Here is a 25,085-nt window from a genome sequence, read left to right as displayed (position 1 = left end):
AAGGCAAGTAACCTCCGAAAAGGTGGTGCTCTATGACGTGGCGCTTATCTGTGAACTTGATGAACAGTGGGCCTATGTTGGCAACAAACAGCATCGACATTGGCTTTGGTATGCTTTTGATACCAAGAGAAAACGAGTCGTGGCATATACCTTTGGCCCACGCAACGATGAGACATGCCGTCGGTTGCTGAGCCTGCTTTCTCCGTTCCAGATAGGCTTTATCACCAGTGATGATTGGGGAAGCTATGCCAGAGAGGTGCCGAGCGAGATGCATCTGACCGGGAAGATATTCACCCAGCGTATCGAGCGTAACAACCTGACGCTCAGAATGCGCATCAAGCGATTGGCTCGCAAGACCATCTGCTTCTCTCGTTCCGTTGAACTCCACGAGAAAGTGATTGGTGCCTTTATAGAAAGACACCATTTCAACTGATTGGAGTCATTACCCTCTGAGGATGGTGGGGGCTATGTAGAAATGCCCGTCGTAGTGACTCGACGGGCATTACACATTAGCAATAAAGATATTTATCAGGCTTGCAGCCAGCTTTCGATGCTGCGCTGGATGCCTGCATCGTCCAGACCGAGCAGGGCATAGATCTCCTGCTGGGAACCCTGTTCCACGAAGCGATCCGGCAAGCCAAGGTTGAGCACCGGCTTGCACTGTTTGCTGCGCATCAGCAGCTCGTTCACCGCCGAACCGGCGCCGCCCATGATGGCGTTGTCTTCGATGGTGACGAAGTGATCGTGGCTGGCCGCCAGCGACAGCACCAGCGCCTCATCCATCGGTTTGACAAAGCGCATGTCCACCAGGGTGGCATCCAGTGCTTCGGCGGCCGCTTTCGCGTGGTGCAGCAAGGTGCCAAACGCCAGAATGGCAGTGCCCTTGCCCTCTCGCAGGATACGTCCCTTGCCGAGCGCCAGCGCCTGCATCTCTGACGAGATGGGGACATCGCTCAGGCTGCTGCCGCGCGGGTAACGCACAGCGGCAGGGCCCTGATGGAGGTAGCCGGTATAGAGCATCTGGCGGCATTCGCTCTCGTCAGATGGCGTCATCACCACCATGTTGGGCACGGTACGCAGGAAGCTGATGTCGAACGCCCCTTGATGTGTCGGGCCATCGGCGCCCACCAGACCGGCCCGGTCGATGGCGAATAGCACCGGCAGATCTTGCAGCGCTACGTCGTGGATCACCTGATCGTAGGCGCGCTGCAGGAAGCTCGAATAGATGGCCACCACCGGCTTCTTGTCGGCGATGGCAAGACCCGCGGCGAAAGTGACTGCATGCTGCTCGGCAATGGCCACATCGAAGTAGCGATCCGGATATTGCTGGCTGAATTTTACCAGCCCCGAGCCTTCGCGCATGGCGGGGGTGATGCCGACCAGCTTTTCGTCTTTGGCGGCCATGTCGCACAGCCATTGGCCAAAGATGGCGGAGAAGGTGGGTTTGGCGCTGCTCGCCTTGGGCAGGGAGCAATCGTCAGGATTGAACTTGGGCACGGCGTGATAACCGATGGGGTCTTTCTCCGCCGGCTCGTAACCCTTGCCCTTCTTGGTTTTGACGTGCAGCAGTTGCGGGCCCTTGAGGTTGCGCATGTTGCGCAGGGTCTCGACCAGTGCCTCGATATCGTGACCGTCGATGGGGCCGATATAGTTGAAGCCGAACTCCTCGAACAGGGTGCCGGGTACCACCATCCCCTTGAGGTGCTCTTCGGCCCGCTTGGCCAGCTCCTTGACCGGTGGCAAACCCGCCAGCACCTTCTTGCCGCCTTCGCGGATGGTGGTGTAGAGCTTGCCGGACATGACCCGGGCCAGATGGTTGTTCAGCGCCCCGACATTCTCGGAGATGGACATCTCGTTGTCGTTGAGGATCACCAGCATGTCCTTGTGCACATCGCCAGCGTGGTTGAGCGCTTCGAAGGCCATCCCTGCGGTAATGGCACCATCACCGATCACTGCAACGACCTTGCGACCCAGCCCTTCGCTCTCGGCGGCGACCGCCATGCCAAGGGCGGCACCGATGGAGGTGCTGGAGTGGCCAACGGAGAGCACGTCGTACTCGCTCTCGCCACGCCAGGGGAAGGGGTGCAGACCGTCTTTCTGACGGATGGTGTGGATCTGATCACGGCGCCCGGTCAGGATCTTGTGGGGATAGGCCTGATGGCCCACATCCCAGATCAGCCGATCGAACGGGGTGTTGTAGACGTAGTGCAGGGCCACGGTCAGTTCGACCGTGCCGAGACCGGAGGCAAAGTGTCCGCTGGAGCGGCTGACAGAGCGCAGCAGATATTCGCGCAGCTCGTTGCACAGCACCGGCAGCCGATCTTTGGGCAAGGAACGCAGCTCGACCGGAGTGTCCGCGAGGGCCAGGTTGGGGAAATTGCTAATATCAACGCTCATATTGTTACTGTTATCCAGCGTTTAGTGGGCTCGCTCGATGATGTAATCGGCAAACGCTTCCAGAATGTCGGTATTGTAGGGCAAGGATTGCAGGGCTGTTAAGGCTTTACCGTGCAGTTCGCGAGCCAGCTCACGGGCATTTTCGAGTCCGAGCAGGGCCGGGTAGGTACTTTTTTCCAGCGCCAGGTCAGAACCTTGCGGCTTGCCCAGGGTGGCGGTATCACCTGTGATGTCGAGGATGTCATCCTGCACCTGAAAGGCGAGGCCAATCGCGGCGGCATAGGTTTGCAGTGCAGCCAGCGTGGCGTCATCGACATCGGCTTTGCACAGGGCGCCGAGCGCCACGGCGCATTCAATCAGCGCGCCGGTCTTGTGGCGGTGTACCTGCTCCAGTTCGGCAAGCGAGATCTGGCGCCCTTCGGCCTGCAGATCCAGCGCCTGACCACCACACATACCGAGATAGCCGGAGGCGCGGGCGAGGGTACTCAGCATCCGCACCCGGTTGGCCATCAAGGAGTCGGGCATGGGGTGATCGGCCAGAATGGAGAACGCCAGGGTCTGCAGCGCATCACCGGCCAGAATGGCGGTTCCTTCGTCAAACGCCTTGTGAACGGTTGGCTGACCACGACGCAGGTCGTCGTTATCCATGGCGGGCAGGTCATCGTGCAGCAGGGAGTAGGCGTGGATGCACTCCACGGCAGCCGCGGGGCCATCCAGCAGTTCGCTCTTGACGCCCAGCATCTCGCCGACTGCGTAGACCAGAAACGGGCGAACCCGTTTGCCGCCCAGCAGCAAGCCATAACTCATGGCATCGCGCAGGCGCGGCGCCATGGCGGGCAAGGATTCAAGTTGTGCTGACAGACAGTCGTCAATACGCTGACGATGCAGACGGGAAAAATGGTCCAGCGCCACTCACTCCTCTCCTTGTTCTGGCTGGAAGGGGGCGAGCTGGTCACTGCCATCGGCTTGACTGAGCAGGATCTGGATCTTCTGTTCGGCCAGTTCCAGCTTCTGCTGACCGGCCCGAACCAGATGAACGCCCTGCTCGAACTGCTTGAGTGCCTCTTCCAGGGGTAGGGAACCTTGTTCCAGCTGATGAACGATGGTTTCCAGCTCTTCCAGAGTGGCATCAAAACTCAGACGGTCGATTTTTTTACTGGCCATGTCCATCCTCGGGGATTGAAAAAAACGGCTTATATTAACATCGACCGTCCACAGGGGGGAGGCAGAAAAGCATTGCCCTCTCAAACTCTCGCTAAACTGGCCGATAATGAGCCATCATTCTCAGTGGATGCATGCTTGCCGCTAGGGTCGCAATAGCAGAAAATTCAACAAACTATAATTAGGCATAAGAACCGGTGACAGGAGTAGGGACGTGGATCTAGGGAGCTTGTTAGGTATCGTTTTAGGATTCGGTGTCGTGATTTACGGCATGATCCTTGGTGGCTCGTTGAGCATGTTTATCGATATGCCATCGGTCTATATCACTATTCTTGGCTCAATCTTCATCGCCATGATGAAGTTCAATATCGGGCAGTTTTTTCTGGCTTTCAAGGTGGCGGGCAAAGCCTTTATGTACAAGGGCGACAAGCTCGACGATCTGATCGCCAAAGCCGTTGAACTGGCTGATGCGGCTCGCAAAGGTGGCTTTCTGGCGCTGGAGGCAGCAGAGATCCCCAATGCATTTATGAAGAAAGGGATCGACATGCTGGTGGATGGTCACGATGCCGAAGTGGTGCGTGCCGTGATGGAAAAGGATATCGACCTGACAGCCGAGCGCCATGTCATTGCCATCAAGGTTTTCCGTACCCTTGGGGATCTGGGCCCAGCCATGGGGATGATAGGTACGTTGGTGGGCCTGGTGGCCATGTTGTCAAATATGAGTGACCCCAAGTCGATCGGGCCGGCAATGGCGGTGGCCTTGCTTACCACCCTGTACGGAGCGATAGAGGCCAACATGATCGCTATTCCTATTGCTGACAAGCTGGAGCTGCGCAGCGGGGAGGAGAAACTCAGTCGTACCCTGATCCTTGATGCCATTATGGGGATTCAGGATGGCCAGAACCCGCGGGTGATCCAGTCCATGCTGCAGAACTATCTGAGCCAGTCCAAACGCAATACCGGCGCGGAGTAGGCACCATGTCTGATTGCAAATGTCCCCCTCCCGGTCTTCCTGCCTATATGGGCACCTTTGCCGACCTGATGTCGCTGCTGATGTGCTTCTTCGTGCTGCTGCTCTCCTTTGCCGAGATGGATGTACTCAAGTTCAAGCAGATCGCGGGCTCTATGAAGAATGCTTTCGGAGTGCAGAACATCCTTGAGGTGAAAGATATTCCCAAGGGAACCTCGGTGATTGCCCAGGAGTTCAGGCCCGGTCGCCCTGAGCCCACGCCGATTGATACCGTGATGCAGCAGACCATCGATATGACTCAGACCGAACTGGAGTTTCTGCCCGGTGAGGCGGATCAGGCCGGTGGTCAGGACAAGAGTGATGGCAAACAGACGGGGGGCGATACCGCGCAGGATGCGAAGAAGGCGCAAGAACAATCCAATACCCTGGCCAAAGCCCTCGCCGAGCAGATGAAAGATCAAATCCAGGACGGTGCCATCGAAATTGAGGCGCTGGGCCAGCAGATCATCATCCGGATCAGGGAAAAAGCGTCGTTCCCGGCCGGTTCGGCATTTCTGCAACCCCAGTTCTGGCCGGTCATTCGCAAGGTCGCGACCTTGCTCAAGGATGTGCCGGGTGAAATCACCATCTCCGGTCACACCGACAACGTGGCGACCGAAGATGAGCTGTTCCAGTCCAACTGGGAGTTGTCGTCGCAACGGGCGGTGGCGGTGGCGCACCAGATGCTGAAGGTCCCCGGTTTTGATCAGGGGCGACTTGTGGTGCAGGGAATGGCTGATTCCCAACCATTGGTGCCCAATACCACCCCGGAAAATCGTCGGATGAACCGGCGGGTGGAGATCGCCATCATGCAGGGCAAACCGACCGTTTCGGCCCCCATTTCCGTACCAGAAGGGAAGTAGTGAGGGGAATGTCGATGACGCAAGTGGGATCTGCATCAGGGGGCTGACGTGGATTTTGTGTTGGCTTCATATTAAGATGCCTCATCCGAACCGATTGCTGCGGCCTCCTTGCAGATGGCCGCAGTTTCTATTTTCAAGCAACCCAGGTTTCGACTATGAATCATACTCCGATGACTGTTCGCGGCGCTGAGAAGCTGCGCGAAGAGCTCGATTATCTCAAGACCGAGCTTCGTCCCCAGATTATCGAAGCGATTGCCGATGCCCGTGAGCACGGCGATCTGAAGGAAAACGCCGAATACCATGCCGCTCGCGAGCAGCAGGGGTTCTGTGAAGGCCGCATTCAGGAGATTGAAGCCAAGCTCTCCAATGCCCAGGTGATCGATGTCACCAAGATGACCAACAACGGCCGCGTGATTTTTGGCGCGACTGTGACTCTGCTCAAGAGCGAGACAGAGGAAGAGGTGGTTTACCGCATCGTGGGTGATGATGAGGCTGATATCAAACAGAACCTCATCTCTGTCAACTCCCCCATTGCCCGCGCCCTGATTGGCAAGGAAGTGGACGATGTTGCAATCGTCAAGACGCCGGGCGGTGATGTGGAATACGAAGTACTGGAAGTCGCTTATATCTAAGCGAATGCTATAGACGATGAAACAGGGGGGCTGGCGCTCCCCTGTTTGTCTTTATCTATATGATTATTGATAAAAATCAGGACAGATACGCCTCGGTAAAGGCGTCCTGATGACGCTGAAACAACCAATGGCGCAGCCGTTCGATGTTGCTCTCGCTCATTTGAAAGCTCAGTGCCCAAGTGGCATGGTCGGCATTGGCTTTGATGCGCCTTACCAGTCGTCCCTGCAGTGGAAGAGGGGCCTCTTGCTCGATGCTGAGCTCGCCGTTGATGGGGGTATCGGCCACCATGTCGGTTGGCAAATTTTCCACGATGAGGCCGTTGAGGGAGAGGCTGAGCACCTGAAACAGGTCCAGGTCGCTGCAAAGCTTGGCTTTTTGGGTGAGACGCCAGGCACGCGGCTGCGCAAACCCAAGCTCCCTGATGACCGGTGCAGATAACCGGGGCTCGACGAAGCCATCTTCCCCTTGGGTAAAGCTCAGGGGAAAACGCAGCTGATGGCCTGCGAAGCGGGCTTCGAGTACAAGGTGTTCGGCTTTGTGCAGCAAGCCAAGCATGGGGGCATCGAGGTGACCACTCAGAACATGGGTGTCCTGATTGCTCCCCAAGTCCCGCAGCATGGCCAGCTCATCGTCGGTCAGAATAGGATGGTGAGCCATAATGCGTGTCCGGAAGTATTCATCGCAGGTTAAGGGCTTTGCGACTACTTTGGCAAGCGACTCGGGAAGAAGTGGAATAAGGAAAGAGCGATGCTCTTTCCTTTTACTTGCGGGGCAGCTGGATTTTGGGTTCGTTGGCTTGACGATAAATGGTCAGCACATGACCCATGCTTTGCACCTTGATTGAACCGGTTTCACGGACGATAGCATCCATAACCAGTTGTTTCATTTCGCGATCTTCAGAGGCAACCTTAACCTTGATCAGCTCGTGATGGTTCAGTGCCAGATCGATCTCGGCCAGTACACCTTCGGTCAGACCATGCTGACCCAGCAGGACGACAGGCTTGAGGCTATGGGCAAGGCCCTTGAGGTACTGTTTCTGTTTATTGTTGAGAATCATCGCAATTTCTTCATAAGTCAGGGTTGAAAGGGGCGTATTCTACCCCCACTTAGCCCTTAATACTAATAACCCTTGTGGTTTTTTAAAGTCGATTATCATGACCCAGAAAAAACGTTCCCCCAGTTCAACTCGCTGGTTAAAAGAACATTTCGACGATCAATACGTCAAAAAAGCCCAGAAAATGGGCCTGCGTTCTCGTGCTGTTTTCAAGATTGACGAGATCCAGGGCAAGGATCGCTTGCTGAAACAAGGCATGACCGTAGTGGATTTGGGTGCAGCCCCCGGTGGTTGGTCCCAGTTCGCGGTTGAACAGGTTGGTGATTCGGGTCGCGTCATCGCATGTGACATTTTGCCGATGGATCCCATTGCTGGTGTCGATTTCCTGCAAGGGGACTTTCGGGAGGAAACTGTACTCGGCGCCTTGCTGGAACGAGTGGGTCCCGACAAGGTCGATGTCGTGATGTCTGATATGGCGCCCAACATGAGCGGTACCCAGCAGGTGGATCAGGCTCGCGCCATGTATCTGGTCGAGCTGGCGCTGGACATGTGCAATCAGGTATTGCGTAGTGACGGCAGTTTCGTGGTGAAGGTGTTTCAGGGAGAGGGCTTTGATGCCTATCTCAATGAAATTCGTAAACTTTTCTCCGCTGTCAAAATTCGTAAACCAGACTCATCCCGCGCCAGATCACGGGAAGTCTACATTGTGGCTACCGGTTTTAAACTGTAGTACCCTAACCTTCATCGTTAACTGTCAGTCTGCGAGGTTACTGATTTGAGTGACATGGCGAAAAACTTAATCCTGTGGCTGGTCATCGCCGTCGTTTTGATGTCGGTGTTCAATAGCTTCAGCCCCAGCGATACCACCAGTCGCCAGCTGGACTATTCCAGCTTCGTTAAAGAGGTGACCCAAGAGCAGATCCGTGAAGTGCGGATGGACGGTAAGGTCATTAATGGCGTCAAGCGTACTGGTGAACGATTCACCACCATCATACCTGCGCCGGATCCCCAGCTGCTCAACGACATGCTCAATCACAATGTCAAAGTGATGGGCGAGAAGCCGGAAGAGCCGTCTCTGTTGACCTCTATCTTCATCTCCTGGTTCCCGATGCTGCTGCTGATCGGTGTCTGGGTCTTCTTCATGCGTCAGATGCAGGGCGGCGGTGGCAAAGGTGCCATGTCGTTTGGCAAGAGCAAGGCTCGCCTGATGAGCGAAGATCAGATCAAGACCACCTTTGCTGATGTTGCAGGTTGTGATGAAGCCAAGGAAGAGGTGAAGGAGCTGGTTGACTATCTGCGCGACCCGAGCAAATTCCAGAAACTGGGTGGCAAGATCCCGACCGGTGTGCTGCTGGTTGGTCCTCCCGGTACCGGTAAGACTTTGCTGGCCAAGGCCATTGCGGGCGAGGCCAAGGTGCCATTCTTCACCATCTCTGGTTCCGATTTCGTGGAGATGTTCGTCGGTGTCGGTGCCTCCCGGGTGCGTGACATGTTCGAACAGGCCAAGAAATCTTCCCCCTGCATCATCTTCATCGATGAAATTGATGCTGTCGGTCGCCAGCGTGGTGCCGGTCTGGGTGGTGGTCATGATGAACGTGAGCAGACTCTTAACCAGATGCTGGTCGAGATGGATGGCTTTGAAGGCAATGAAGGCATCATCGTCATTGCTGCCACCAACCGTCCTGACGTACTGGATCCGGCACTGCTGCGTCCGGGCCGTTTCGACCGTCAGGTTGTGGTCGGTCTGCCTGATGTCCGTGGTCGTGAGCAGATCCTGAAAGTGCACATGCGCAAAGTTCCGCTGGCGGATGACGTCAATCCGGCACTGATTGCCCGTGGTACTCCCGGTTTCTCCGGTGCGGATTTGGCCAACCTGGTCAACGAGGCCGCCCTCTTCTCTGCTCGTGAGAGCCGCCGAGTGGTCTCCATGGCCGAGTTCGAGAAGGCCAAGGACAAGATCATGATGGGTGCGGAACGCCGCTCCATGGTGATGAAAGAGTCCGAGAAAGAGATGACTGCATATCATGAAGCTGGCCACGCCATCATTGGTCGTCTGGTTCCGGATCATGACCCGGTTTACAAGGTCTCCATCATTCCGCGCGGTCGTGCGCTGGGTGTGACCATGTATCTGCCGGAGCAGGATCGCTGGAGCCACTCCAAGCAGCATCTGGAGTCGATGATCTCCAGCCTGTATGGCGGTCGTCTGGCAGAAGAGCTGATCTACGGTGCCGAGAAGGTTTCTACTGGTGCTTCCAACGACATCGAGCGAGCGACCGACATTGCACGCAAGATGGTGACCCAGTGGGGTATGTCCGAGCGTCTCGGCCCGATGCTCTACGCGGAAGAAGATGGTGAAGTGTTCCTCGGTCGCAGCATGGCCAAGGCCAAGCACATGTCCGACGATACAGCTCGCGTGATCGATGCCGAAGTCAAGCAGGTCATCGACCGCAACTACGCCCGTTCCAAGCAGATCCTGCTGGATAATATGGATGTGTTGCACAGCATGAAAGATGCGCTGATGAAGTACGAGACCATCGACGCCAAACAGATCGATGATCTGATGGCACGTCGCGAGGTTCGTGCTCCGAGCAACTGGCATGACGAGCACGGTGATACCCCGCAAGGCGGTTCCACCGTGGCTGCCGAGGCCAAGCCTGCCGATGAGGCTGCACCGGTGGCGGATGTCACTATCGACAAAGCCAACGACGCTCCGGCCAAATAATCGTGACTATCCAAACCCCGGGCTTGCCCGGGGTTTTTCTTTATCAGATGGACGTGAAAATGCAGTTAACCAGCAAGGGGCTCAGCCTCTCCCTCGATCGCCCCCATGTGATGGGGATCCTCAATGTGACGCCCGACTCCTTCTCCGATGGCGGTAATTTCAACCAGTTTGAACGGGCAATGGCCCATGCACGCCAGATGGTCTCTGACGGTGCGACCCTCATCGACATCGGTGGCGAGTCAACCCGCCCTGGTGCGCCCGATGTGAACGAGCAGGAGGAGCTGGACAGGGTCATTCCTGTTGTGGAGCACATGGTTCGTGAGCTGGATGTGATTATCTCCCTCGATACCTCCAAAGCGGCGGTGATGCGGGAGGGTTGCAAGGCGGGTGCCCATCTGATCAACGATGTGCGGGCACTGCAAGAACCTGGAGCACTGCAAGCCGCGGCCGAAGCGCGGGTTCCGGTCTGTCTGATGCATATGCAGGGGCAGCCGCGAACCATGCAGGTCGAGCCGCACTATGATGACCTGATCGGGGAGGTACGCGCCTTCTTTGATGAGCGTATTGCGGCTTGTCTGGCGGTCGGGATCCGTCGTGAAGAGCTGTTGCTGGATCCGGGATATGGCTTTGGCAAGACCCTTGCACACAACTATCAGCTGTTGGCGGCTCAAAAGGAACTGCTTGATTATGGCTTGCCGCTATTGGTGGGGATGTCGCGAAAGTCTATGATAGGCAACCTGCTGTGCCGTCCGGTGGATGAGCGCCTGGCGGGCAGTCTGGCATGCGCCCTTATCGGTATGCAGCATGGGGCCCGCATCATCAGGGTACACGATGTACGGGAGACCATGGACGCATTGCGCGTCGGTTGGCTGGCAATGACGGGACAAGATTTTATTTCCAGATAATAAAGAGAACAGACAATGGCAAGAAAGTATTTCGGTACCGATGGTGTGCGCGGCAAGGTTGGCGAATACCCGATCACTCCTGATTTTGTAATGAAATTGGGTTGGGCTGCCGGCAAGGTGCTCTCCAAGAAGGGCACCAAAAAGGTGCTGATTGGCAAAGATACCCGCATCTCCGGTTACATGCTGGAATCTGCGCTGGAAGCGGGGCTCTCTGCGGCAGGCCTCAAGGCCATTCTGATGGGGCCGATGCCCACGCCGGCGGTTGCCTACCTGACTCGCACTTTCCGTGCCGAAGCTGGCATCGTTATCAGCGCCTCACACAACCCCTTCTACGACAACGGCATCAAGTTCTTCTCCGCCGATGGCACCAAGCTGCCCGATGATGTCGAGCTGGCTATCGAAGCCGAGCTGGATCACGAGCTCAAGTGTGTCGAGTCTGCCGAACTTGGCAAAGCGGTGCGCATTGATGATGCCGCCGGTCGCTATATCGAATTCTGCAAGAGCACCTTCCCCTCCCACATGAATCTGGATGGGGTGAAAATGGTGGTCGACTGTGGCCACGGGGCGACTTATCACATTGCGCCTTCGGTTTTCCGCGAGCTGGGTGCTGAAGTGATCACCATGGGCTGTGCCCCGGATGGTCTCAACATCAACGATGGTGTCGGTTCGACTGCGCCTGACGCACTGGTTGCCAAGGTGCTGGAGTGCAAGGCCGATCTGGGGGTTGCCTTTGATGGTGATGGTGACCGTCTGATCATGGTTGACCATACTGGCTATCTCATCGACGGTGATGAAGTGCTCTATATCATCGCGCGCGATGCCTTGCGCAATGGTCGCCTCAAAGGCGGTGTCGTCGGCACCCTGATGGCCAACATGGGTCTGGAGCTGGCGCTGCAAACCCTGGGCATTCCGTTTGCCCGTGCCAAGGTGGGTGACCGCTATGTGCTGGAGATGATGGAAGAGAAGGGCTGGCGCATCGGTGGCGAGAACTCCGGCCACATTATCTGTCTGGATCAGACCACTACGGGTGATGGCATCGTAGCCGCCTTGCAGGTGCTTACCGCCATGCGCAGTGCCGAGATGCCGCTGGCCAAGCTGCGCTCCGGCATGAGCAAGTTCCCGCAGGTGCTGGTGAATGTTCGCTTTGCCGAAGGCAAGGATCCGCTGGCCGCGGATGCTGTCATGGCTGAGGTTGCCAAGGTTGAACAGGAGCTGGCTGGTCGTGGTCGCGTACTGTTGCGTAAATCAGGTACCGAACCGCTGATCCGGGTCATGGTCGAAGGGGAGCATGAACAGCAGGTGCGTGACATGGCTCAGCGCATCGCCAAGCAGGTTGAATCGGCGTTTTAATGAACAACCAGGGCGGCTTTTTAGCCGCCCTGGTTGTATCTTGTTCAAACGATTCAAAAATTTAAAAATAGCACTTGTCAGCTGAGCATCCTCTGGATATTATCAGCCCCGCTTTCGCAAGGGAGTTGCCGATGGGACATCGCAAGCCGTTTGTAGCAGCCAACTGGAAGTTGCACGGTAGTAAGTCGCAGTTAGAGCAGTTTACGAGTCAGTGTCTAAACGGCGTTGACGGAAAAGTAGATGTGGTTCTCTGTCCTTCCCATGTGCATCTCGACTTTAGCGCTTCACTGCTCAATGAGCAGAAGGTAATAAAGTTGGGGGCTCAGAATGTGAGTCAGCACGCTACTGGCGCTTACACTGGAGAAATCTCGTGTAATATGCTGGTTGAGGCAGGGTGTCGTTACGTATTGGTAGGGCACTCCGAGCGCAGGCGTCTCTTTGGTGAGACCAGTTTTATCGTCGCAGAGAAGTTTGCGGCAGCCAGAGCGGCAGGCTTGATTCCCATCCTCTGTTTAGGTGAATCAGGTGCGGCGAGGCAGGCGAGAAGAGCCTTCGAGGTGATCGCTGAAGAGCTGGATATCGTCATAGAGAAAAATGGCGCGATGGCTTTCGATAATGCTATCATCGCCTACGAGCCGATTTGGGCTGTAGGTACAGGTAAATGCGCCACACCCGAGCAGGCACAAGAGGTTCATTCCTTTATACGTGGTCGCTTGGCGGAGGATACTCCGGTAATAGGTGAGAAAGTTAGAATCATCTATGGTGGGAGCGTAACGCCGAGCAACGCGAGAGATTTGTTTGCACAGCCCGATATTGATGGCGGACTGATTGGCGGAGCAAGCCTCGATAGCGATGCGTTTTTAGGAATTGTTGAAGCGGCAAAGGGTGCAAGTTAAATGTACGAGATTCTTTTAGTCGTTTATCTGCTGGTTTCACTGGCTCTGATTGGTCTGGTGATGATTCAGCAAGGTAAAGGGGCTGATATGGGCGCCTCCTTCGGCGCAGGAGCATCGAACACAGTATTCGGCTCCGGTGGTTCAGGCAGTTTCCTGACCCGAACAACAGCAATTTTGGCTACTCTGTTTTTCGTTATCAGCTTGGTGCTTGGATCTATGTCCAGCAATAAGGTAAAGCAGGGTAGTGAGTGGGAAAATCTGCAACAAACCCAACAGGTTGAGCAGGCCAAAGCGCCAGTGAAGAAAGATACTGACGTTCCCGAGTAAGAGTTTTGCCGTGGTGGTGGAATTGGTAGACACGCTATCTTGAGGGGGTAGTGCTCTAGGGTGTGCGGGTTCGAGTCCCGCCCACGGCACCAATTAAGCAGTGAGCTCGGGAAACCGAGTGTATTATAGCCAGTCAGTCTTGTATAGAGAGAATGAAGTGGCTATAATCTCGCACGATTTCGGACGCGGGGTGGAGCAGCATGGTAGCTCGTCGGGCTCATAACCCGAAGGTCGTCGGTTCAAATCCGGCCCCCGCAACCAAATTTCACGCATTTCCTACGCTCAGGAAGGCGGTCGCTGCGAGGCGACAATCAGGGTAAAGCGCCAAGCCCCGATTTGACATCGGGGCTTTTTGTTATGTGCAATTTACTCTGAATCGATATCTATCTGGGCTTTATGCCCTTTTTTTGTTTTTCGGAGGGTGACTTTGGCTACGTTGGAACAACGTTTGACCGATCTGCTCGAGGCTCCGGTCGTTGCCTTGGGTTTTGAACTTTGGGGTATTGAGTTTATCCGCGCGGGTAAACACTCCACCTTGCGTGTCTATATTGACGGCGAGCAGGGTGTGACTGTCGAGAACTGTGCTGAGGTCAGCCATCAGGTTGGCGCCATCATGGACGTCGAAGATCCCATCACCGAGGAGTACTACCTCGAGGTATCCTCCCCAGGCCTGGATCGTCCCCTGTTCAAGGTTGCCCATTTCGAAAAATACGTTGGCCAAGAGGCGGCGGTAACGCTTCGGATGGCAACAAACAACCGCCGCAAGTTCAAAGGCGTAATCAAAGCTGTGCAAGGCGACATGATCACCCTGACAGTAGATGGTAAGGACGACGTGTTGGCTTTCACCAATATCCAAAAAGCGAACATAGTGCCGAACTTTGGTTAACGAGGCTATCGGATATGAATAAAGAGATTTTGCTGGTCGTTGACGCAGTATCCAACGAGAAAGCGGTACCCCGCGAGAAGATCTTCCAGGCTCTGGAAACCGCGCTGGCGACTGCGACCAAGAAGAAATATGAAGGCGAGATTGAAGTTCGGGTCGAAATCGATCGCAAGACCGGTGACTACGACACTTATCGCCGCTGGGTAGTCATTGCGGATCAAGCCGCGATGGAGAACCCCTATGCTGAAATCACCCTGGAAGCGGCACAAATTGATCAGCCGGATATCCAGATCGGTGAGTATGTTGAAGACCAGATCGACTCTGTGACCTTCGACCGTATCACTACCCAGACCGCCAAGCAGGTTATCGTGCAGAAAGTGCGCGAAGCCGAGCGTTCACAAGTAGTTGATCAGTTTAAAGATAAAGAAGGCACCATCATCAGTGGTGTGGTCAAGAAGAGCAACCGCGACAACGTCATCCTGGATCTGGGCAGCAATGCTGAAGCCGTGATCTTCCGTGATGACATGCTGCCGCGTGAAACCTTCCGCCCGGGCGACCGTGTCCGTGGCCTGCTCTACGCAGTACGCCCGGAAGCCCGTGGTTCCCAGCTGTTTGTCAGCCGTTCCAGCCCGGACTTCCTGAAAGAGCTGTTCCGTATCGAAGTACCGGAGATCGGTGAAGAGATGATCGAAATCATGGGCGCTGCTCGTGATCCGGGTTCCCGCGCCAAGATCGCGGTGAAGACCAATGATCGTCGTATCGACCCGATCGGTGCCTGTATCGGTATGCGCGGTGCCCGTGTGCAAGCTGTCTCCGCCGAGCTGAGCGGTGAGCGTGCCGACATCGTGCTGTACGATGACAACCCGGCCCAGTACGTGATCAATGCCATGGCACCTGCCGATGTGGCCTCCATCATCGTTGATGAAGACAACCACACCATGGATATCGCCGTGGAAGCTGCCAACCTGGCGCAGGCCATCGGTCGCAATGGTCAGAACGTGCGTCTGGCCTCCCAGCTGACCGGTTGGGAGCTGAACGTGATGACCGTTGAGGACATGCGTGCCAAGCACCAGGCTGAAAACGACCGCATCATGAACCTGTTCACCAGCACTCTGGACATCGACGACGATTTCGCTGGTCTGCTGATGGAAGAGGGCTTCTCTACCCTGGAAGAGATCGCCTTTGTACCGGTCAACGAGCTGCTGGCTATCGACGGTCTGGATGAAGACATGGTCGAAGAGCTGCGCAAGCGCGCGAAAGATGCCCTGACTACCAAGGCACTGGCCAAAGAAGAGTCTTTCGATGGCGTTGAGCCGTCCGAAGAGCTGCTCAATCTGAACGGTCTGAGCCGCGAACTGGCTTACGCTCTGGCGGGCCGTGGCGTGGGCACCCTGGAAGATTTGGCTGAGCAAGGTATCGATGACCTTGCTGATATTGAAGGGCTGACTGCCGAGAAGGCAGGTGAGCTCATTATGGCTGCTCGCAATATCTGTTGGTTCGGAGAAGAGCAGTCCGAGTAAGATCAAACGGAGGAAAATGAATGGCAGAAGTATCAGTCAAACAACTTGCCACTGACATCGACACACCGGTTGATCGTCTTCTCCAGCAGTTTGTCGATGCCGGTATCAGCAAGAGCAAGGCCGACGACATGGTCAGCGAGTCTGAGAAACAGGCTCTGCTGGCACACCTGAAGAAACAGCATGGAGGTGACGAGGTCGCCGCTCCTGCCCGCATGACCTTGCAGCGCAAGACCAAGAGCACCATCAGTGTTCAGGGTACTGGCGGCAAGAACAAGGAAGTGCAGGTAGAAGTGCGCAAGTCTCGCACCTATGTAAGACGCTCGGCGCTGGAAGATGAACAGCGTCAGGCGGAAGCCGAGGAAACAGCGCGTTTGGAAGCAGAAGAAAAAGCTCGTCGCGAGGCCGAAGAGAAGGCTCGCCTCGAAGCTGAAGAGAAGGCTCGCCGTGAGGCTGAGCAAGCTCGTCGTGAAGCTGAGGAAAAGGCGCGGATCGAGGCACAATCAAAGGCTCGACAGGCTTCACAGCCCGCCAAAGCAGCCAGTAGCACAGCTCAGCAAGAGGCAGAAAAGATGGCCAAGCGCGAAGCAGAAGAACTGAAGCGCCAACAGGAACAGACAGCTTTGAAAAAAGCTGAAGAACTCGCCGCGAAGAAAGCCGAAGAGGCTCGTCTCATGGCGGAACAGAACGCAGCCCGCTGGGCTGAAGAAGAGGCCGCTCGCGCCAAAGAGAGCAGCGACTACCATCTGACCACCAACAAGCATGCGCAAGCCGCAGAAGACGAGTTGGATCGGAAAGAAGAGACCAGCCGCCGCACAGCCGCAGCAGCCAAGGCACCGAAGAAAGCCGGTCGTCGTGAAGATGATCGTGACTCTCGCAACCCGCGTGCCCGTAAAGGCAAGCGCGGCAAGGTCGCCATGCCGAACGCCATGAAGCACGGCTTCAACAAGCCGGCTGCCGTGGTGAACCGCGACGTCGTCATCGGCGAGACCATCACTGTGGCCGAGCTGGCCAACAAGATGGCCGTCAAGGGCGTTGAAGTCATCAAGGTGATGATGAAGATGGGTGCCATGGCCACCATCAACCAGGTGATCGACCAGGAGACCGCTCAGCTGGTCGCCGAGGAGATGGGTCACAAGGTTGTGCTGCGTCGTGAGAACGAGCTGGAAGAGGCGGTACTGTCCGATCGTGACGAGACCTCCGAAGCCAAGCCGCGCGCACCGGTCGTTACCATCATGGGTCACGTTGACCACGGTAAGACCTCGCTGCTCGACTACATTCGTAAAGCCAAGGTTGCTGCTGGCGAAGCCGGTGGTATTACCCAGCATATCGGTGCTTACCACGTCCAGACTGACAGTGGCATGATCACCTTCCTGGATACTCCGGGTCACGCGGCGTTTACCTCCATGCGTGCTCGTGGTGCCAAGGCGACCGATATCGTTGTTCTGGTTGTTGCAGCTGACGACGGCGTGATGCCGCAAACCATCGAAGCTATCCAGCACGCCAAGGCTGCCGGTGTACCGCTGGTTGTTGCGGTCAACAAGATCGACAAGCCTGAAGCGGATCCGGATCGCGTCAAGACCGAACTGGCCCGTTACAACGTCATGTCCGAAGATTGGGGTGGAGACTGCCAGTTCGTGCACGTATCCGCCAAGTCTGGCGAAGGCATCGACGACCTGCTGGAAGCCATCCTGATCCAGGCTGAAGTACTGGAGCTGAAAGCGGTGGTTGACGGCATGGCCAACGGCGTCGTGATCGAATCCTTCCTGGATAAAGGTCGTGGTCCGGTTGCTACCGTACTGGTACAAGAAGGTACTCTGCGTCAGGGCGACATCGTTCTGTGTGGTCTCGAGTACGGCCGTGTTCGTGCCATGCGTGACGAACTGGGTCGCGAGATCAAGGAAGCGGGTCCGTCCCTGCCGGTGGAAATTCTGGGTCTGTCCGGCGTTCCCTCTGCCGGTGACGAAGCCACCGTTGTCCGTGACGAGAAGAAAGCCCGTGAAGTGGCGCTCTATCGTCAGGGCAAGTTCCGCGAAGTCAAGCTGGCTCGCCAGCAGAAGGCCAAGCTGGAAAACATGTTCGCCAACATGACCGAGGGCGAAGTGTCCGAAGTGAACGTGGTGATCAAGGCCGACGTACAAGGTTCTGTGGAAGCGATCTGCGATGCGCTGGTCAAACTCTCCACCGACGAAGTGAAGGTGAAGATCGTGGGTTCCGGCGTAGGTGGTATCACCGAAACCGACGCGACCCTGGCTGCTGCTTCCAGCGCCATTCTGGTTGGTTTCAACGTCCGTGCCGACGCATCTGCGCGCAAGGTCATCGAATCCGAGAGCCTGGATCTGCGTTACTACTCCGTTATCTATGACCTGATCGACGAAGTGAAGCAGGCTATGAGCGGCAAGCTGGCCCCTGAGTATCGTCAGGAAATCATCGGTCTGGCTGAAGTGCGTAGCGTCTTCAAGTCGCCGAAGTTCGGCGCCGTTGCCGGCTGTATGGTTACCGAAGGTGTGGTCAAGCGTTCCAACCGTATCCGCGTTCTGCGTGACAACGTGGTTATCTATGAAGGTGAGCTGGAATCCCTGCGCCGCTTCAAGGATGACGTCAACGAAGTTCGCAACGGCTACGAGTGTGGTATCGCGGTCAAGAACTACAACGACGTGCGCGAAGGCGACCAGATCGAAGTTTACGAGACTGTTGAAATCCAACGGACTTTGTAAGCCGAGAGTTAGACAAAATAGGGGGCCGCGGCCCCCTTTTATCGCAGGATAGAATATGGCCAGAGAATTCAGCCGGACCCGTCGGGTCGGACAGCAGATCCAGCGTGAAATTGCGCTGATCCTGCAGCGCGAGGTGAAAGACCCGCGCATCGGCATGGTGACCGTTTCCGATGTGGAAGTGTCCCGTGACCTCAACTATGCCAAGATTTACGTCACCTTCTTGCAACTGGAAAATGATGCCGAGCGCATCAAGGAAGGCTTGCAGGGTCTGACCGAAGCAGCCGGATATATCCGTAGTCTGCTGGGCAGTGCCATGCGTCTGCGCGTGGTGCCCGAGCTGCGTTTCTACTACGACCAGACCCTGGTCGAGGGGATGCGTCTCTCCAACCTGGTGACCAACACTGTGCGTGAAGACAAGCGTCGCATGGCCGAATCCGGCCGTGACGAAGAAGCTGAATCCGCACCGGATGACACGACTGAGGATAAAGCCTGAGATGACCCGAAGACGTCGTTTCAAGGGCCGTGATGTGCACGGCATTCTGTTGCTGGACAAGCCGACCGGCCTGACCTCCAATGATGTGTTGCAGAAGGTCAAGCGCATCTACAACGCCGCCAAGGCCGGTCACACCGGCGCACTGGATCCGCTGGCGACCGGCATGCTGCCGATCTGCCTCGGCGAGGCCACCAAGTTCTCCCAGTATCTGCTGGAAGCGGACAAACGCTATGAGGTGACCGCCAAACTGGGCGAGCGCACCAACACCAGCGACTCTGATGGTGAGGTGGTATCCACCCGTCCGGTGAACGTGGCTGTCGGTACCCTGATCGAGGCGCTGGACCAGTTCCGCGGCCCCATCATGCAGGTGCCCTCCATGTACTCTGCGCTCAAGCACAACGGCCGTCCGCTCTACGAATATGCCCGCGAAGGCATCGAGATTGAGCGTGAAGCCCGTCCCATCACCGTATTCGAGCTCAAACTACTGAGCTTCGAAGGTGATGAAGTGCGCCTTGAAGTGCACTGCAGCAAAGGCACCTACATCCGCTCTCTGGTGGATGATCTGGGTGAAGTGCTGGGTTGTGGCGCCCACGTGACCCAGTTGCGTCGTACCCAGGTGGCCAGCTATCCGTACGAGCGGATGCTGACGCTGGAGCAACTCGAGTGCATCTTCGAGCAGGCCAAGGCCGAGAGCATCCCGCCGCGCGAGCAGCTGGATCCTTTGTTGCTGCCGATGGACACCGCCGTGGCAAGCTTGCCCGAGGTGAACATGCTGGCGGTTGTGGCTGCCTATGTGAATCAGGGCCAGGCCGTGCAGGTAGCGGGTGCGCCGCAAAGCGGTCAGGTTCGCATGACTGTCGGTCCGGAGCGCGAGTTCATCGGGGTTGGCGAGATTGATGATGATGGCCGCGTCGCTCCCAAGCGACTGGTGCGTTATCACGACGAGGAGTGATCCTCAGGCGGTATCAGCGCGTCTTTCCCGTTTCGCCTCTTTATCGTTGCGAAAAGGGGCGGGGACGATTATGATACCGCCCTCATTTCACGGCTGAATTAGAGATTGGCTGTGAACCTTTAAACACTCTACTGGAGTATTACCATGTCTCTAAATGCTGAGATCAAAGCTCAAATCGTTGCTGACAACGCTCGTTGCGCCAACGACACCGGTTCCCCCGAAGTGCAAGTTGCCCTGCTGACTGCCCAGATCAACCATCTGCAAGGTCACTTCAAAGAGCACTCAAAGGACCACCACGGTCGTCGCGGTCTGCTGCGCATGGTTTCCCAGCGTCGTAAGCTGCTGGACTACCTGAAGCGTAAAGATTCCGAGCGTTATGCTGCTCTGATCGCCAAGCTGGGTCTGCGTCGTTAATCGACCTTCAGATTTCGCGAAAAAGGGGAACCGTCAGGTTCCCCTTTTTTATTGCTCTTCAAGCCGTTGCCTGCCTCACAGAATTTGCGTCGCCGCTTACCTTTTGCATCGAATCAAGTATACTTGTGCGCGAATTTAAAGAGCCAAATTGTAAAAAGGAAATTCACGTGAATCCTATTGTAAAGTCATTCCAGTACGGTCAACACACCGTCACTCTGGAAACCGGTGTGATGGCCCGTCAAGCCACTGCGGCCGTTATGGTCAGCATGGACGATACCTGCGTATTTGTGACCGTAGTCGGCAAGAAAGAGGCCGATCACGGCCGTGATTTCTTCCCGCTGACCGTCAACTACCAGGAGCGTACCTATGCTGCTGGTCGTATCCCGGGTGGTTTCTTCCGTCGTGAAGGCCGTCCGAGCGAAGGCGAGACCCTCATCTCCCGTCTGATCGACCGTCCTATTCGTCCGCTATTCCCGGAAGGCTTCCTCAATGAGGTTCAGGTCGTTGCGACCGTAATGTCCGTGAATCCGGCCGTATCCCCCGACATCGTTGCCATGATCGGTGCCTCTGCCGCACTGGCCATCTCCGGTATCCCGTTTGGCGGCCCGATCGGTGCTGCTCGCGTGGGTTACATGAACGGTCAGTATGTGCTGAACCCGACCACTACCGAACTGCCGCAGAGCGATCTGGATCTGGTGGTTGCCGGTACTGCCAATGCCGTGCTGATGGTTGAGTCCGAAGCGGCCATCCTCTCCGAAGAGGTAATGCTGGGCGCCGTGGTATACGGTCACGAGCAGATGCAGACCGTGATCAATGCGATCAACGAGTTTGCCGCTGCCGTCGGCACCAAGCCGTGGGACTGGACTCCGCCTGCCGTCAACGAAGCTCTGAAAGCCAAGGTTGCCGAGCTGGCGAGCGCCGAACTGGGTGAAGCCTACCGCATCACCGAGAAGGCAGTTCGTTACGAAACCATCGCGGCCATCAAGGGTCGTGTGGTTGAGCAAGTTATCGCTTCCGGCGTGGAAGAAGATGCCAAGAAGATCGGCGAAGAGTTCCACAGCCTGGAAAGCCGCATCGTTCGTGGTCGCGTAGTACGTGGTGAGCCGCGTATCGATGGTCGCGATCCGGAAATGATCCGCGCCCTGAGCGTAGGTACCGGTATTCTGCCCCGTGCCCACGGTTCTGCCCTGTTCACCCGTGGTGAAACGCAGGCCATCGTGGTGGCCACTCTGGGTACCGAGCGTGACGCCCAGAACATCGACGAGCTGACCGGCAACCGTGCCGATCGCTTCATGCTGCACTACAACTTCCCGCCATACTGTGTCGGTGAGACCGGCATGATGGGTAGCCCGAAGCGTCGTGAAATTGGTCACGGCCGTCTGGCCAAGCGCGGCGTTGCTGCCGTGATGCCGAGCGCCGCCGAGTTCCCGTACGTGGTGCGCGTGGTCTCTGAAATCACCGAATCCAACGGCTCCTCCTCCATGGCGTCTGTCTGTGGTTCCTCTCTGGCGCTGATGGATGCCGGTGTGCCGATCAAGGCCTCCGTTGCCGGTATCGCCATGGGTCTGGTGAAGGAAGAAGAAGGTTTCGTCGTGCTGTCCGACATCTTGGGTGACGAAGATCACTTGGGCGACATGGACTTCAAGGTAGCCGGTACCACCGAAGGTGTGACCGCGCTGCAGATGGACATCAAGATCGAAGGCATCACCAAAGAGATCATGGAGATTGCTCTGAAGCAAGCTCGTGGCGCTCGTCTGCACATCCTGAAAGTGATGGATGAAGCTATCCAGGCTCCCCGTGCCCAGATCTCCGATTTTGCACCGCGTATCCACACCATCAAGATCAATCCTGAGAAGATCAAGGACGTGATCGGTAAGGGTGGTTCCGTGATCCGTGCGCTGACCGAAGAGACCGGCACCAACATCGAGCTGGATGATGACGGCACTGTACGTATCTCCGCCGTGGCCAACGAAGCAGCCATGGAAGCGATCCGTCGCATCGAGGCCATCACCGCCGAGATCGAAGTGAACCGCATCTATGAAGGTAAAGTTGTTCGTCTGGCCGATTTCGGTGCATTCGTCAACATTCTGCCGGGCAAAGATGGTCTGGTACACATCTCCCAGATCACCGACGCTCGCGTGCAGAACGTGGCTGACCACCTGACCATCGGTGACGTGGTCAAGGTGAAGGTACTGGAAGTGGACCGTCAGGGCCGCGTGCGTCTCTCCATCAAGGAAGCGAACGCCCCGACCGAAGCAGCTGCACCTGCTGCTGACGCCGCTCCGGCCGCTGAAGAAGCGCCTGCTGCAGAGTAATCTGCTCGCCTGATACCGGATTGGTTCCGGTTGATGTAAAAAGTCCGGCTCCCCAATGGGAGCCGGACTTTTTTATGGTCAAAACGAGCAATAAGGGATTACTTGCCGAGGATGGCGTACTGCATCTCTTGCAAAGGGAGCACATGGCGGGCTGCTCCCAGCTTGATCGCCTCTTTGGGCATGCCGAAGACCACGCAGGAGGCCTCATCCTGGGCATAGGTGTTGGCACCCGCATCCAGCATCTCGCGCAATCCCCGGGCACCATCATCCCCCATGCCGGTCATGATGATGCCGGTGGCATTCTTGCCGGCATATTTGGCGACGGAGCGAAACAGCACATCTACCGAGGGGCGATGGCGGTTGATAAGCGGCCCGTCGACCACCTCGACGTGATAGTAGGCACCGCTGCGCTTGAGCAGCATATGCTTGCCTCCGGGGGCAATCAGCGCCAGCCCCGGGATCACCCGGTCATTGTTTCTCGCCTCCCGCACTTCTATCTGGCAGACCCCGTTCAGGCGTTCGGCAAACATGGCGGTAAATTTCTCCGGCATGTGCTGCACGATGACAATGCCGGGGCTGACCCGGGGCAAGGCAGTCAGCACGGCTTCCAGCGCCTGGGTGCCGCCGGTCGAGGTGCCGATGGCGATGAGCCGCTCGGTGGTTTGTGCCATGGCGTGCTGGTTGGGCGGCAGCATGGCATCTGCGTTGAGTTTGGTGCTGACCGGCACAGAGGAGGGCTTGCCCACGCGCTTGAGGTTGGCCTGAGCCGCAGCACGTACTGCCATAGCCAGGTCGTGGGCAGATTCTTGCAGAAAGCTTTTTATCCCCATGGTCGGCTTGGTGATGATGTCCACCGCGCCGGCAGCCATTGCCTGCAAGGTTGTCTCGGCCCCCTTTTCGGTGAGGGAGGAGCAGATCACCACCGGGGTTGGATGCTCTGCCATGATCTTGGTGAGAAAGGTGATGCCATCCATACGGGGCATCTCCACATCGAGCACGATGACGTCAGGCCACTCTTTCTTCAGTTTTTCCTGGGCAAACAAGGGATCCGATGCTGTGGCTATCACCCGGATATCAGGCTCCTGCTCCAGCACCGCTTGCAATACCTGTCTGACCACGGCGGAATCATCCACCAGCATGACCCGGATCTGCTTCATTCTCGCGACTCCCGTTGATGTGGCAGACGATGATGGCGGAGCCAGACACTGCCGTTGCTGAGCTCAAAGAGCAAGCTTCGGTGGCCGCTATGGCCAAGATGATGAGCCTTGATATCAAGGCCAAGGTGTCGGGTCAGCTGCCAGGCTGCCTGAATATTTTTGGCGGCGACATTGTTGTCGCTCTGTGCGTATTGAGGCTCGGTAAACATGTTGCCACCCCCGAACAACTTGGCCTCATATTCATGGATAGGGGCGGGATAGTGACTGGCCGCTTGCAGCAGCAAGGCGAGGGCCTCATCGGCATAGCGCCCATCCAGCTTGGTAGAGGGATTGCGCCGACTTGGCAGCATGTAGTGACACATTCCTCCCTGTTTCTGCTCCGGATGCCACAAGGTGATGGCAATACAGGAGCCCAGTACGGTTCTGACCACCACATCCTCCTTGCCAAAAAAGAGCTCTCCCGGTTGCAGGATCACCTCCCGAGTCATGACTTATCTCTTCTGATAGATGGAAGGCGAGACAAGCTGCAGGCCGTGGTGCAGGCCATGCAGGCTCTCGGCGTGGCTCACCAGCAGGTAGCCACCGGGTTTGAGTCTGGGTACCAGCCGCTGCAATACTTGCCCTTTGGTCTCCTTGTTGAAGTAGATCATCACGTTTCTGATGAAGATGACGTCAAACATGCCGATGTCCGGCAGATCCTGATTGAGGTTGATCTGCATGAACTGCACCTTGTCCCGCAACTTGCGATCGATGATGAAGATGCCCTCCTGCAGGCCCACACCCTTGAGGCAATATTTCATCAAAAAGGGCAGTGGAATATTTTGCGCCCGCTCGATGGGGTAGCGACCGCTCATCGCCTGTTCCAGCACCCGGGACGAGATATCGGAGGCCAGGATCTCCCAGTTGAAGGTACTGCGTTTTTCCGCGAGGGTCATGGCCAGACTGTAGGGCTCCTCGCCGGATGAGCTGGCAGCGCTCCAGACCCGCAATGGTTGCTCGGGCGGGAGCGCTGAGACTATCTCCCGCGTCAGAAACTCGAAGTGTTTGGGCTCCCTGAAAAAGTAGGTTTCGTTGGTGGTAAGGAGATCAAGCGCCAGCTGCAGTTCGCTGCTGCGATCGTTCATGATGAGCTGGAAATAGTCGTCATAACTATCCAGCTCATAGTGGCAGAGGCGTTTCGCCAGGCGGCTGGCCACCAGCGCCTTCTTGGCAGGAGACAGCTCTATCCCCGCCGTTTGATGAAGCCAGCGCTGGAAACGGGAGAACTCATCATCATGCAGCTGGGTTTGATACAAAAAACTATCCCTCTACCTGTGTGGT

25 protein-coding genes and 2 tRNA genes are annotated in these 25,085 nt (G+C 56.6%); 19 read left to right on the top strand and 8 right to left on the bottom strand.

Features of this window, described 5'->3' with window-relative positions:
- Positions 1 to 433: IS1 family transposase (locus AB5Y97_RS03300; protein ID WP_368157241.1), on the top strand; the 433-nt coding region annotated here is incomplete at its 5' end.
- A gap of 95 nt (positions 434 to 528) precedes the next feature.
- Here the strand turns inward: AB5Y97_RS03300 and dxs are convergent.
- Genes dxs through xseB form a run of 3 tightly spaced genes read right to left on the bottom strand, consistent with a single transcriptional unit; the run spans position 529 to position 3,561 of the window.
- Complete coding sequence (gene dxs, locus AB5Y97_RS03295; protein ID WP_368157240.1) at positions 529 to 2,397, bottom strand: 1-deoxy-D-xylulose-5-phosphate synthase; 1,869 nt, start codon at positions 2,395 to 2,397, stop codon at positions 529 to 531.
- A gap of 21 nt (positions 2,398 to 2,418) precedes the next feature.
- A complete protein-coding gene (gene ispA / locus AB5Y97_RS03290) occupies positions 2,419 to 3,309 on the bottom strand; it encodes a (2E,6E)-farnesyl diphosphate synthase (protein ID WP_368157239.1) in 891 nt (296 codons plus the stop codon).
- The gene (xseB, locus tag AB5Y97_RS03285; RefSeq protein ID WP_005338838.1) at positions 3,310 to 3,561 is read right to left on the bottom strand and encodes an exodeoxyribonuclease VII small subunit; all 252 of its coding nucleotides are present in this window, start codon (positions 3,559 to 3,561) and stop codon (positions 3,310 to 3,312) included.
- Between the two features lie 211 nt (positions 3,562 to 3,772).
- Between xseB and pomA the strand changes: the two genes are divergently transcribed.
- The 3 genes from pomA to greA all read left to right on the top strand — a co-directional run bounded on the left by pomA (position 3,773) and on the right by greA (position 6,062).
- Positions 3,773 to 4,531, top strand: coding sequence for a flagellar motor protein PomA (gene pomA, locus AB5Y97_RS03280; protein ID WP_005338837.1), 759 nt, complete (start codon positions 3,773 to 3,775; stop codon positions 4,529 to 4,531).
- 5 nt (positions 4,532 to 4,536) lie between these two features.
- Entirely contained in the window at positions 4,537 to 5,430 is an 894-nt protein-coding gene (locus tag AB5Y97_RS03275) for a flagellar motor protein MotB (RefSeq protein ID WP_031227624.1), read from the top strand.
- 155 nt (positions 5,431 to 5,585) lie between these two features.
- A complete protein-coding gene (greA, locus tag AB5Y97_RS03270) occupies positions 5,586 to 6,062 on the top strand; it encodes a transcription elongation factor GreA (RefSeq protein ID WP_005338833.1) in 477 nt (158 codons plus the stop codon).
- 76 nt (positions 6,063 to 6,138) lie between these two features.
- Here the strand turns inward: greA and AB5Y97_RS03265 are convergent, their stop codons facing one another.
- Positions 6,139 to 6,720, bottom strand: a complete 582-nt coding sequence (locus AB5Y97_RS03265) for a PilZ domain-containing protein (RefSeq protein WP_201945762.1) — start codon at positions 6,718 to 6,720, stop codon at positions 6,139 to 6,141.
- Positions 6,721 to 6,823: 103 nt separating this feature from the next.
- Positions 6,824 to 7,120 carry a ribosome assembly RNA-binding protein YhbY gene (gene yhbY / locus AB5Y97_RS03260; protein ID WP_005338829.1) on the bottom strand — a complete coding sequence of 99 codons (297 nt, stop codon included), beginning with the start codon at positions 7,118 to 7,120 and terminating at the stop codon, positions 6,824 to 6,826.
- A 97-nt stretch (positions 7,121 to 7,217) separates the two neighbouring features.
- On the opposite strand from yhbY, the gene rlmE reads away from it, so the two are divergent.
- The 15 genes from rlmE to pnp all read left to right on the top strand — a co-directional run bounded on the left by rlmE (position 7,218) and on the right by pnp (position 22,608).
- Complete coding sequence (gene rlmE / locus AB5Y97_RS03255; protein WP_201945761.1) at positions 7,218 to 7,847, top strand: 23S rRNA (uridine(2552)-2'-O)-methyltransferase RlmE; 630 nt, start codon at positions 7,218 to 7,220, stop codon at positions 7,845 to 7,847.
- Between the two features lie 45 nt (positions 7,848 to 7,892).
- On the top strand, positions 7,893 to 9,839 hold the full coding sequence (ftsH, locus tag AB5Y97_RS03250) for an ATP-dependent zinc metalloprotease FtsH (RefSeq protein ID WP_005343537.1): 1,947 nt from the start codon (positions 7,893 to 7,895) through the stop codon (positions 9,837 to 9,839).
- A gap of 59 nt (positions 9,840 to 9,898) precedes the next feature.
- Complete coding sequence (folP, locus tag AB5Y97_RS03245) at positions 9,899 to 10,744, top strand: dihydropteroate synthase (RefSeq protein ID WP_201945760.1); 846 nt, start codon at positions 9,899 to 9,901, stop codon at positions 10,742 to 10,744.
- 15 nt (positions 10,745 to 10,759) lie between these two features.
- The gene (gene glmM, locus AB5Y97_RS03240; protein ID WP_005338823.1) at positions 10,760 to 12,094 is read left to right on the top strand and encodes a phosphoglucosamine mutase; all 1,335 of its coding nucleotides are present in this window, start codon (positions 10,760 to 10,762) and stop codon (positions 12,092 to 12,094) included.
- Between the two features lie 131 nt (positions 12,095 to 12,225).
- Positions 12,226 to 12,990, top strand: coding sequence for a triose-phosphate isomerase (tpiA, locus tag AB5Y97_RS03235; protein ID WP_201945759.1), 765 nt, complete (start codon positions 12,226 to 12,228; stop codon positions 12,988 to 12,990).
- Positions 12,991 to 13,317, top strand: coding sequence for a preprotein translocase subunit SecG (gene secG, locus AB5Y97_RS03230; RefSeq protein ID WP_201945758.1), 327 nt, complete (start codon positions 12,991 to 12,993; stop codon positions 13,315 to 13,317).
- A gap of 7 nt (positions 13,318 to 13,324) precedes the next feature.
- Positions 13,325 to 13,409, top strand: a tRNA-Leu gene (locus AB5Y97_RS03225).
- Positions 13,410 to 13,501: 92 nt separating this feature from the next.
- Positions 13,502 to 13,578 (top strand) — tRNA-Met (locus AB5Y97_RS03220).
- Between the two features lie 166 nt (positions 13,579 to 13,744).
- The gene (rimP, locus tag AB5Y97_RS03215) at positions 13,745 to 14,203 is read left to right on the top strand and encodes a ribosome maturation factor RimP (protein WP_005338809.1); all 459 of its coding nucleotides are present in this window, start codon (positions 13,745 to 13,747) and stop codon (positions 14,201 to 14,203) included.
- A gap of 14 nt (positions 14,204 to 14,217) precedes the next feature.
- Positions 14,218 to 15,720, top strand: coding sequence for a transcription termination factor NusA (gene nusA / locus AB5Y97_RS03210; protein WP_115544343.1), 1,503 nt, complete (start codon positions 14,218 to 14,220; stop codon positions 15,718 to 15,720).
- 20 nt (positions 15,721 to 15,740) lie between these two features.
- Positions 15,741 to 18,434, top strand: coding sequence for a translation initiation factor IF-2 (infB, locus tag AB5Y97_RS03205; RefSeq protein ID WP_005338806.1), 2,694 nt, complete (start codon positions 15,741 to 15,743; stop codon positions 18,432 to 18,434).
- Positions 18,435 to 18,489: 55 nt separating this feature from the next.
- Positions 18,490 to 18,927, top strand: coding sequence for a 30S ribosome-binding factor RbfA (gene rbfA / locus AB5Y97_RS03200; protein ID WP_005338799.1), 438 nt, complete (start codon positions 18,490 to 18,492; stop codon positions 18,925 to 18,927).
- Between the two features lies 1 nt (position 18,928).
- Positions 18,929 to 19,879: a tRNA pseudouridine(55) synthase TruB gene (gene truB, locus AB5Y97_RS03195; RefSeq protein WP_005338798.1), complete on the top strand. Its 951-nt coding sequence runs from the start codon at positions 18,929 to 18,931 to the stop codon at positions 19,877 to 19,879.
- Between the two features lie 144 nt (positions 19,880 to 20,023).
- Positions 20,024 to 20,293: a 30S ribosomal protein S15 gene (gene rpsO / locus AB5Y97_RS03190; protein WP_005338797.1), complete on the top strand. Its 270-nt coding sequence runs from the start codon at positions 20,024 to 20,026 to the stop codon at positions 20,291 to 20,293.
- A gap of 167 nt (positions 20,294 to 20,460) precedes the next feature.
- Positions 20,461 to 22,608, top strand: a complete 2,148-nt coding sequence (gene pnp / locus AB5Y97_RS03185; protein WP_005338796.1) for a polyribonucleotide nucleotidyltransferase — start codon at positions 20,461 to 20,463, stop codon at positions 22,606 to 22,608.
- A gap of 98 nt (positions 22,609 to 22,706) precedes the next feature.
- Here the strand turns inward: pnp and AB5Y97_RS03180 are convergent, their stop codons facing one another.
- From AB5Y97_RS03180 to AB5Y97_RS03170, 3 genes are read right to left on the bottom strand one after another with little or no spacing between them, the layout of a single operon-like run.
- Positions 22,707 to 23,765, bottom strand: coding sequence for a chemotaxis response regulator protein-glutamate methylesterase (locus tag AB5Y97_RS03180; protein ID WP_005349555.1), 1,059 nt, complete (start codon positions 23,763 to 23,765; stop codon positions 22,707 to 22,709).
- The gene (cheD, locus tag AB5Y97_RS03175; protein ID WP_005349556.1) at positions 23,762 to 24,253 is read right to left on the bottom strand and encodes a chemoreceptor glutamine deamidase CheD; all 492 of its coding nucleotides are present in this window, start codon (positions 24,251 to 24,253) and stop codon (positions 23,762 to 23,764) included. Before cheD ends, AB5Y97_RS03180 begins: the two co-directional genes overlap by 4 nt.
- A gap of 3 nt (positions 24,254 to 24,256) precedes the next feature.
- Positions 24,257 to 25,060, bottom strand: a complete 804-nt coding sequence (locus AB5Y97_RS03170) for a protein-glutamate O-methyltransferase CheR (RefSeq protein WP_040068586.1) — start codon at positions 25,058 to 25,060, stop codon at positions 24,257 to 24,259.
- Positions 25,061 to 25,085 lie beyond the last annotated feature (25 nt).

Origin of the sequence: Aeromonas sp. R10-2, from assembly GCF_040908445.1 — a bacterium.
Taxonomy (GTDB): Bacteria; Pseudomonadota; Gammaproteobacteria; order Enterobacterales; family Aeromonadaceae; genus Aeromonas; species Aeromonas veronii.
Note: the sequence above shows the minus strand (reverse complement) of the source record. Positions and strands in the feature narration are given on the sequence as shown.

Coding starts and splice junctions, on each gene's coding strand:
- dxs (WP_368157240.1), bottom strand. CDS start 2,397: ATGAGCGTTGATATTAGCAATTTCCCCAACCTGGCCCTCGCGGACACT.
- xseB (WP_005338838.1), bottom strand. CDS start 3,561: ATGGCCAGTAAAAAAATCGACCGTCTGAGTTTTGATGCCACTCTGGAA.
- AB5Y97_RS03275 (WP_031227624.1), top strand. CDS start 4,537: ATGTCTGATTGCAAATGTCCCCCTCCCGGTCTTCCTGCCTATATGGGC.
- greA (WP_005338833.1), top strand. CDS start 5,586: ATGAATCATACTCCGATGACTGTTCGCGGCGCTGAGAAGCTGCGCGAA.
- AB5Y97_RS03265 (WP_201945762.1), bottom strand. CDS start 6,720: ATGGCTCACCATCCTATTCTGACCGACGATGAGCTGGCCATGCTGCGG.
- yhbY (WP_005338829.1), bottom strand. CDS start 7,120: ATGATTCTCAACAATAAACAGAAACAGTACCTCAAGGGCCTTGCCCAT.
- rlmE (WP_201945761.1), top strand. CDS start 7,218: ATGACCCAGAAAAAACGTTCCCCCAGTTCAACTCGCTGGTTAAAAGAA.
- folP (WP_201945760.1), top strand. CDS start 9,899: ATGCAGTTAACCAGCAAGGGGCTCAGCCTCTCCCTCGATCGCCCCCAT.
- glmM (WP_005338823.1), top strand. CDS start 10,760: ATGGCAAGAAAGTATTTCGGTACCGATGGTGTGCGCGGCAAGGTTGGC.
- tpiA (WP_201945759.1), top strand. CDS start 12,226: ATGGGACATCGCAAGCCGTTTGTAGCAGCCAACTGGAAGTTGCACGGT.
- secG (WP_201945758.1), top strand. CDS start 12,991: ATGTACGAGATTCTTTTAGTCGTTTATCTGCTGGTTTCACTGGCTCTG.
- nusA (WP_115544343.1), top strand. CDS start 14,218: ATGAATAAAGAGATTTTGCTGGTCGTTGACGCAGTATCCAACGAGAAA.
- infB (WP_005338806.1), top strand. CDS start 15,741: ATGGCAGAAGTATCAGTCAAACAACTTGCCACTGACATCGACACACCG.
- rbfA (WP_005338799.1), top strand. CDS start 18,490: ATGGCCAGAGAATTCAGCCGGACCCGTCGGGTCGGACAGCAGATCCAG.
- truB (WP_005338798.1), top strand. CDS start 18,929: ATGACCCGAAGACGTCGTTTCAAGGGCCGTGATGTGCACGGCATTCTG.
- rpsO (WP_005338797.1), top strand. CDS start 20,024: ATGTCTCTAAATGCTGAGATCAAAGCTCAAATCGTTGCTGACAACGCT.
- AB5Y97_RS03180 (WP_005349555.1), bottom strand. CDS start 23,765: ATGAAGCAGATCCGGGTCATGCTGGTGGATGATTCCGCCGTGGTCAGA.
- cheD (WP_005349556.1), bottom strand. CDS start 24,253: ATGACTCGGGAGGTGATCCTGCAACCGGGAGAGCTCTTTTTTGGCAAG.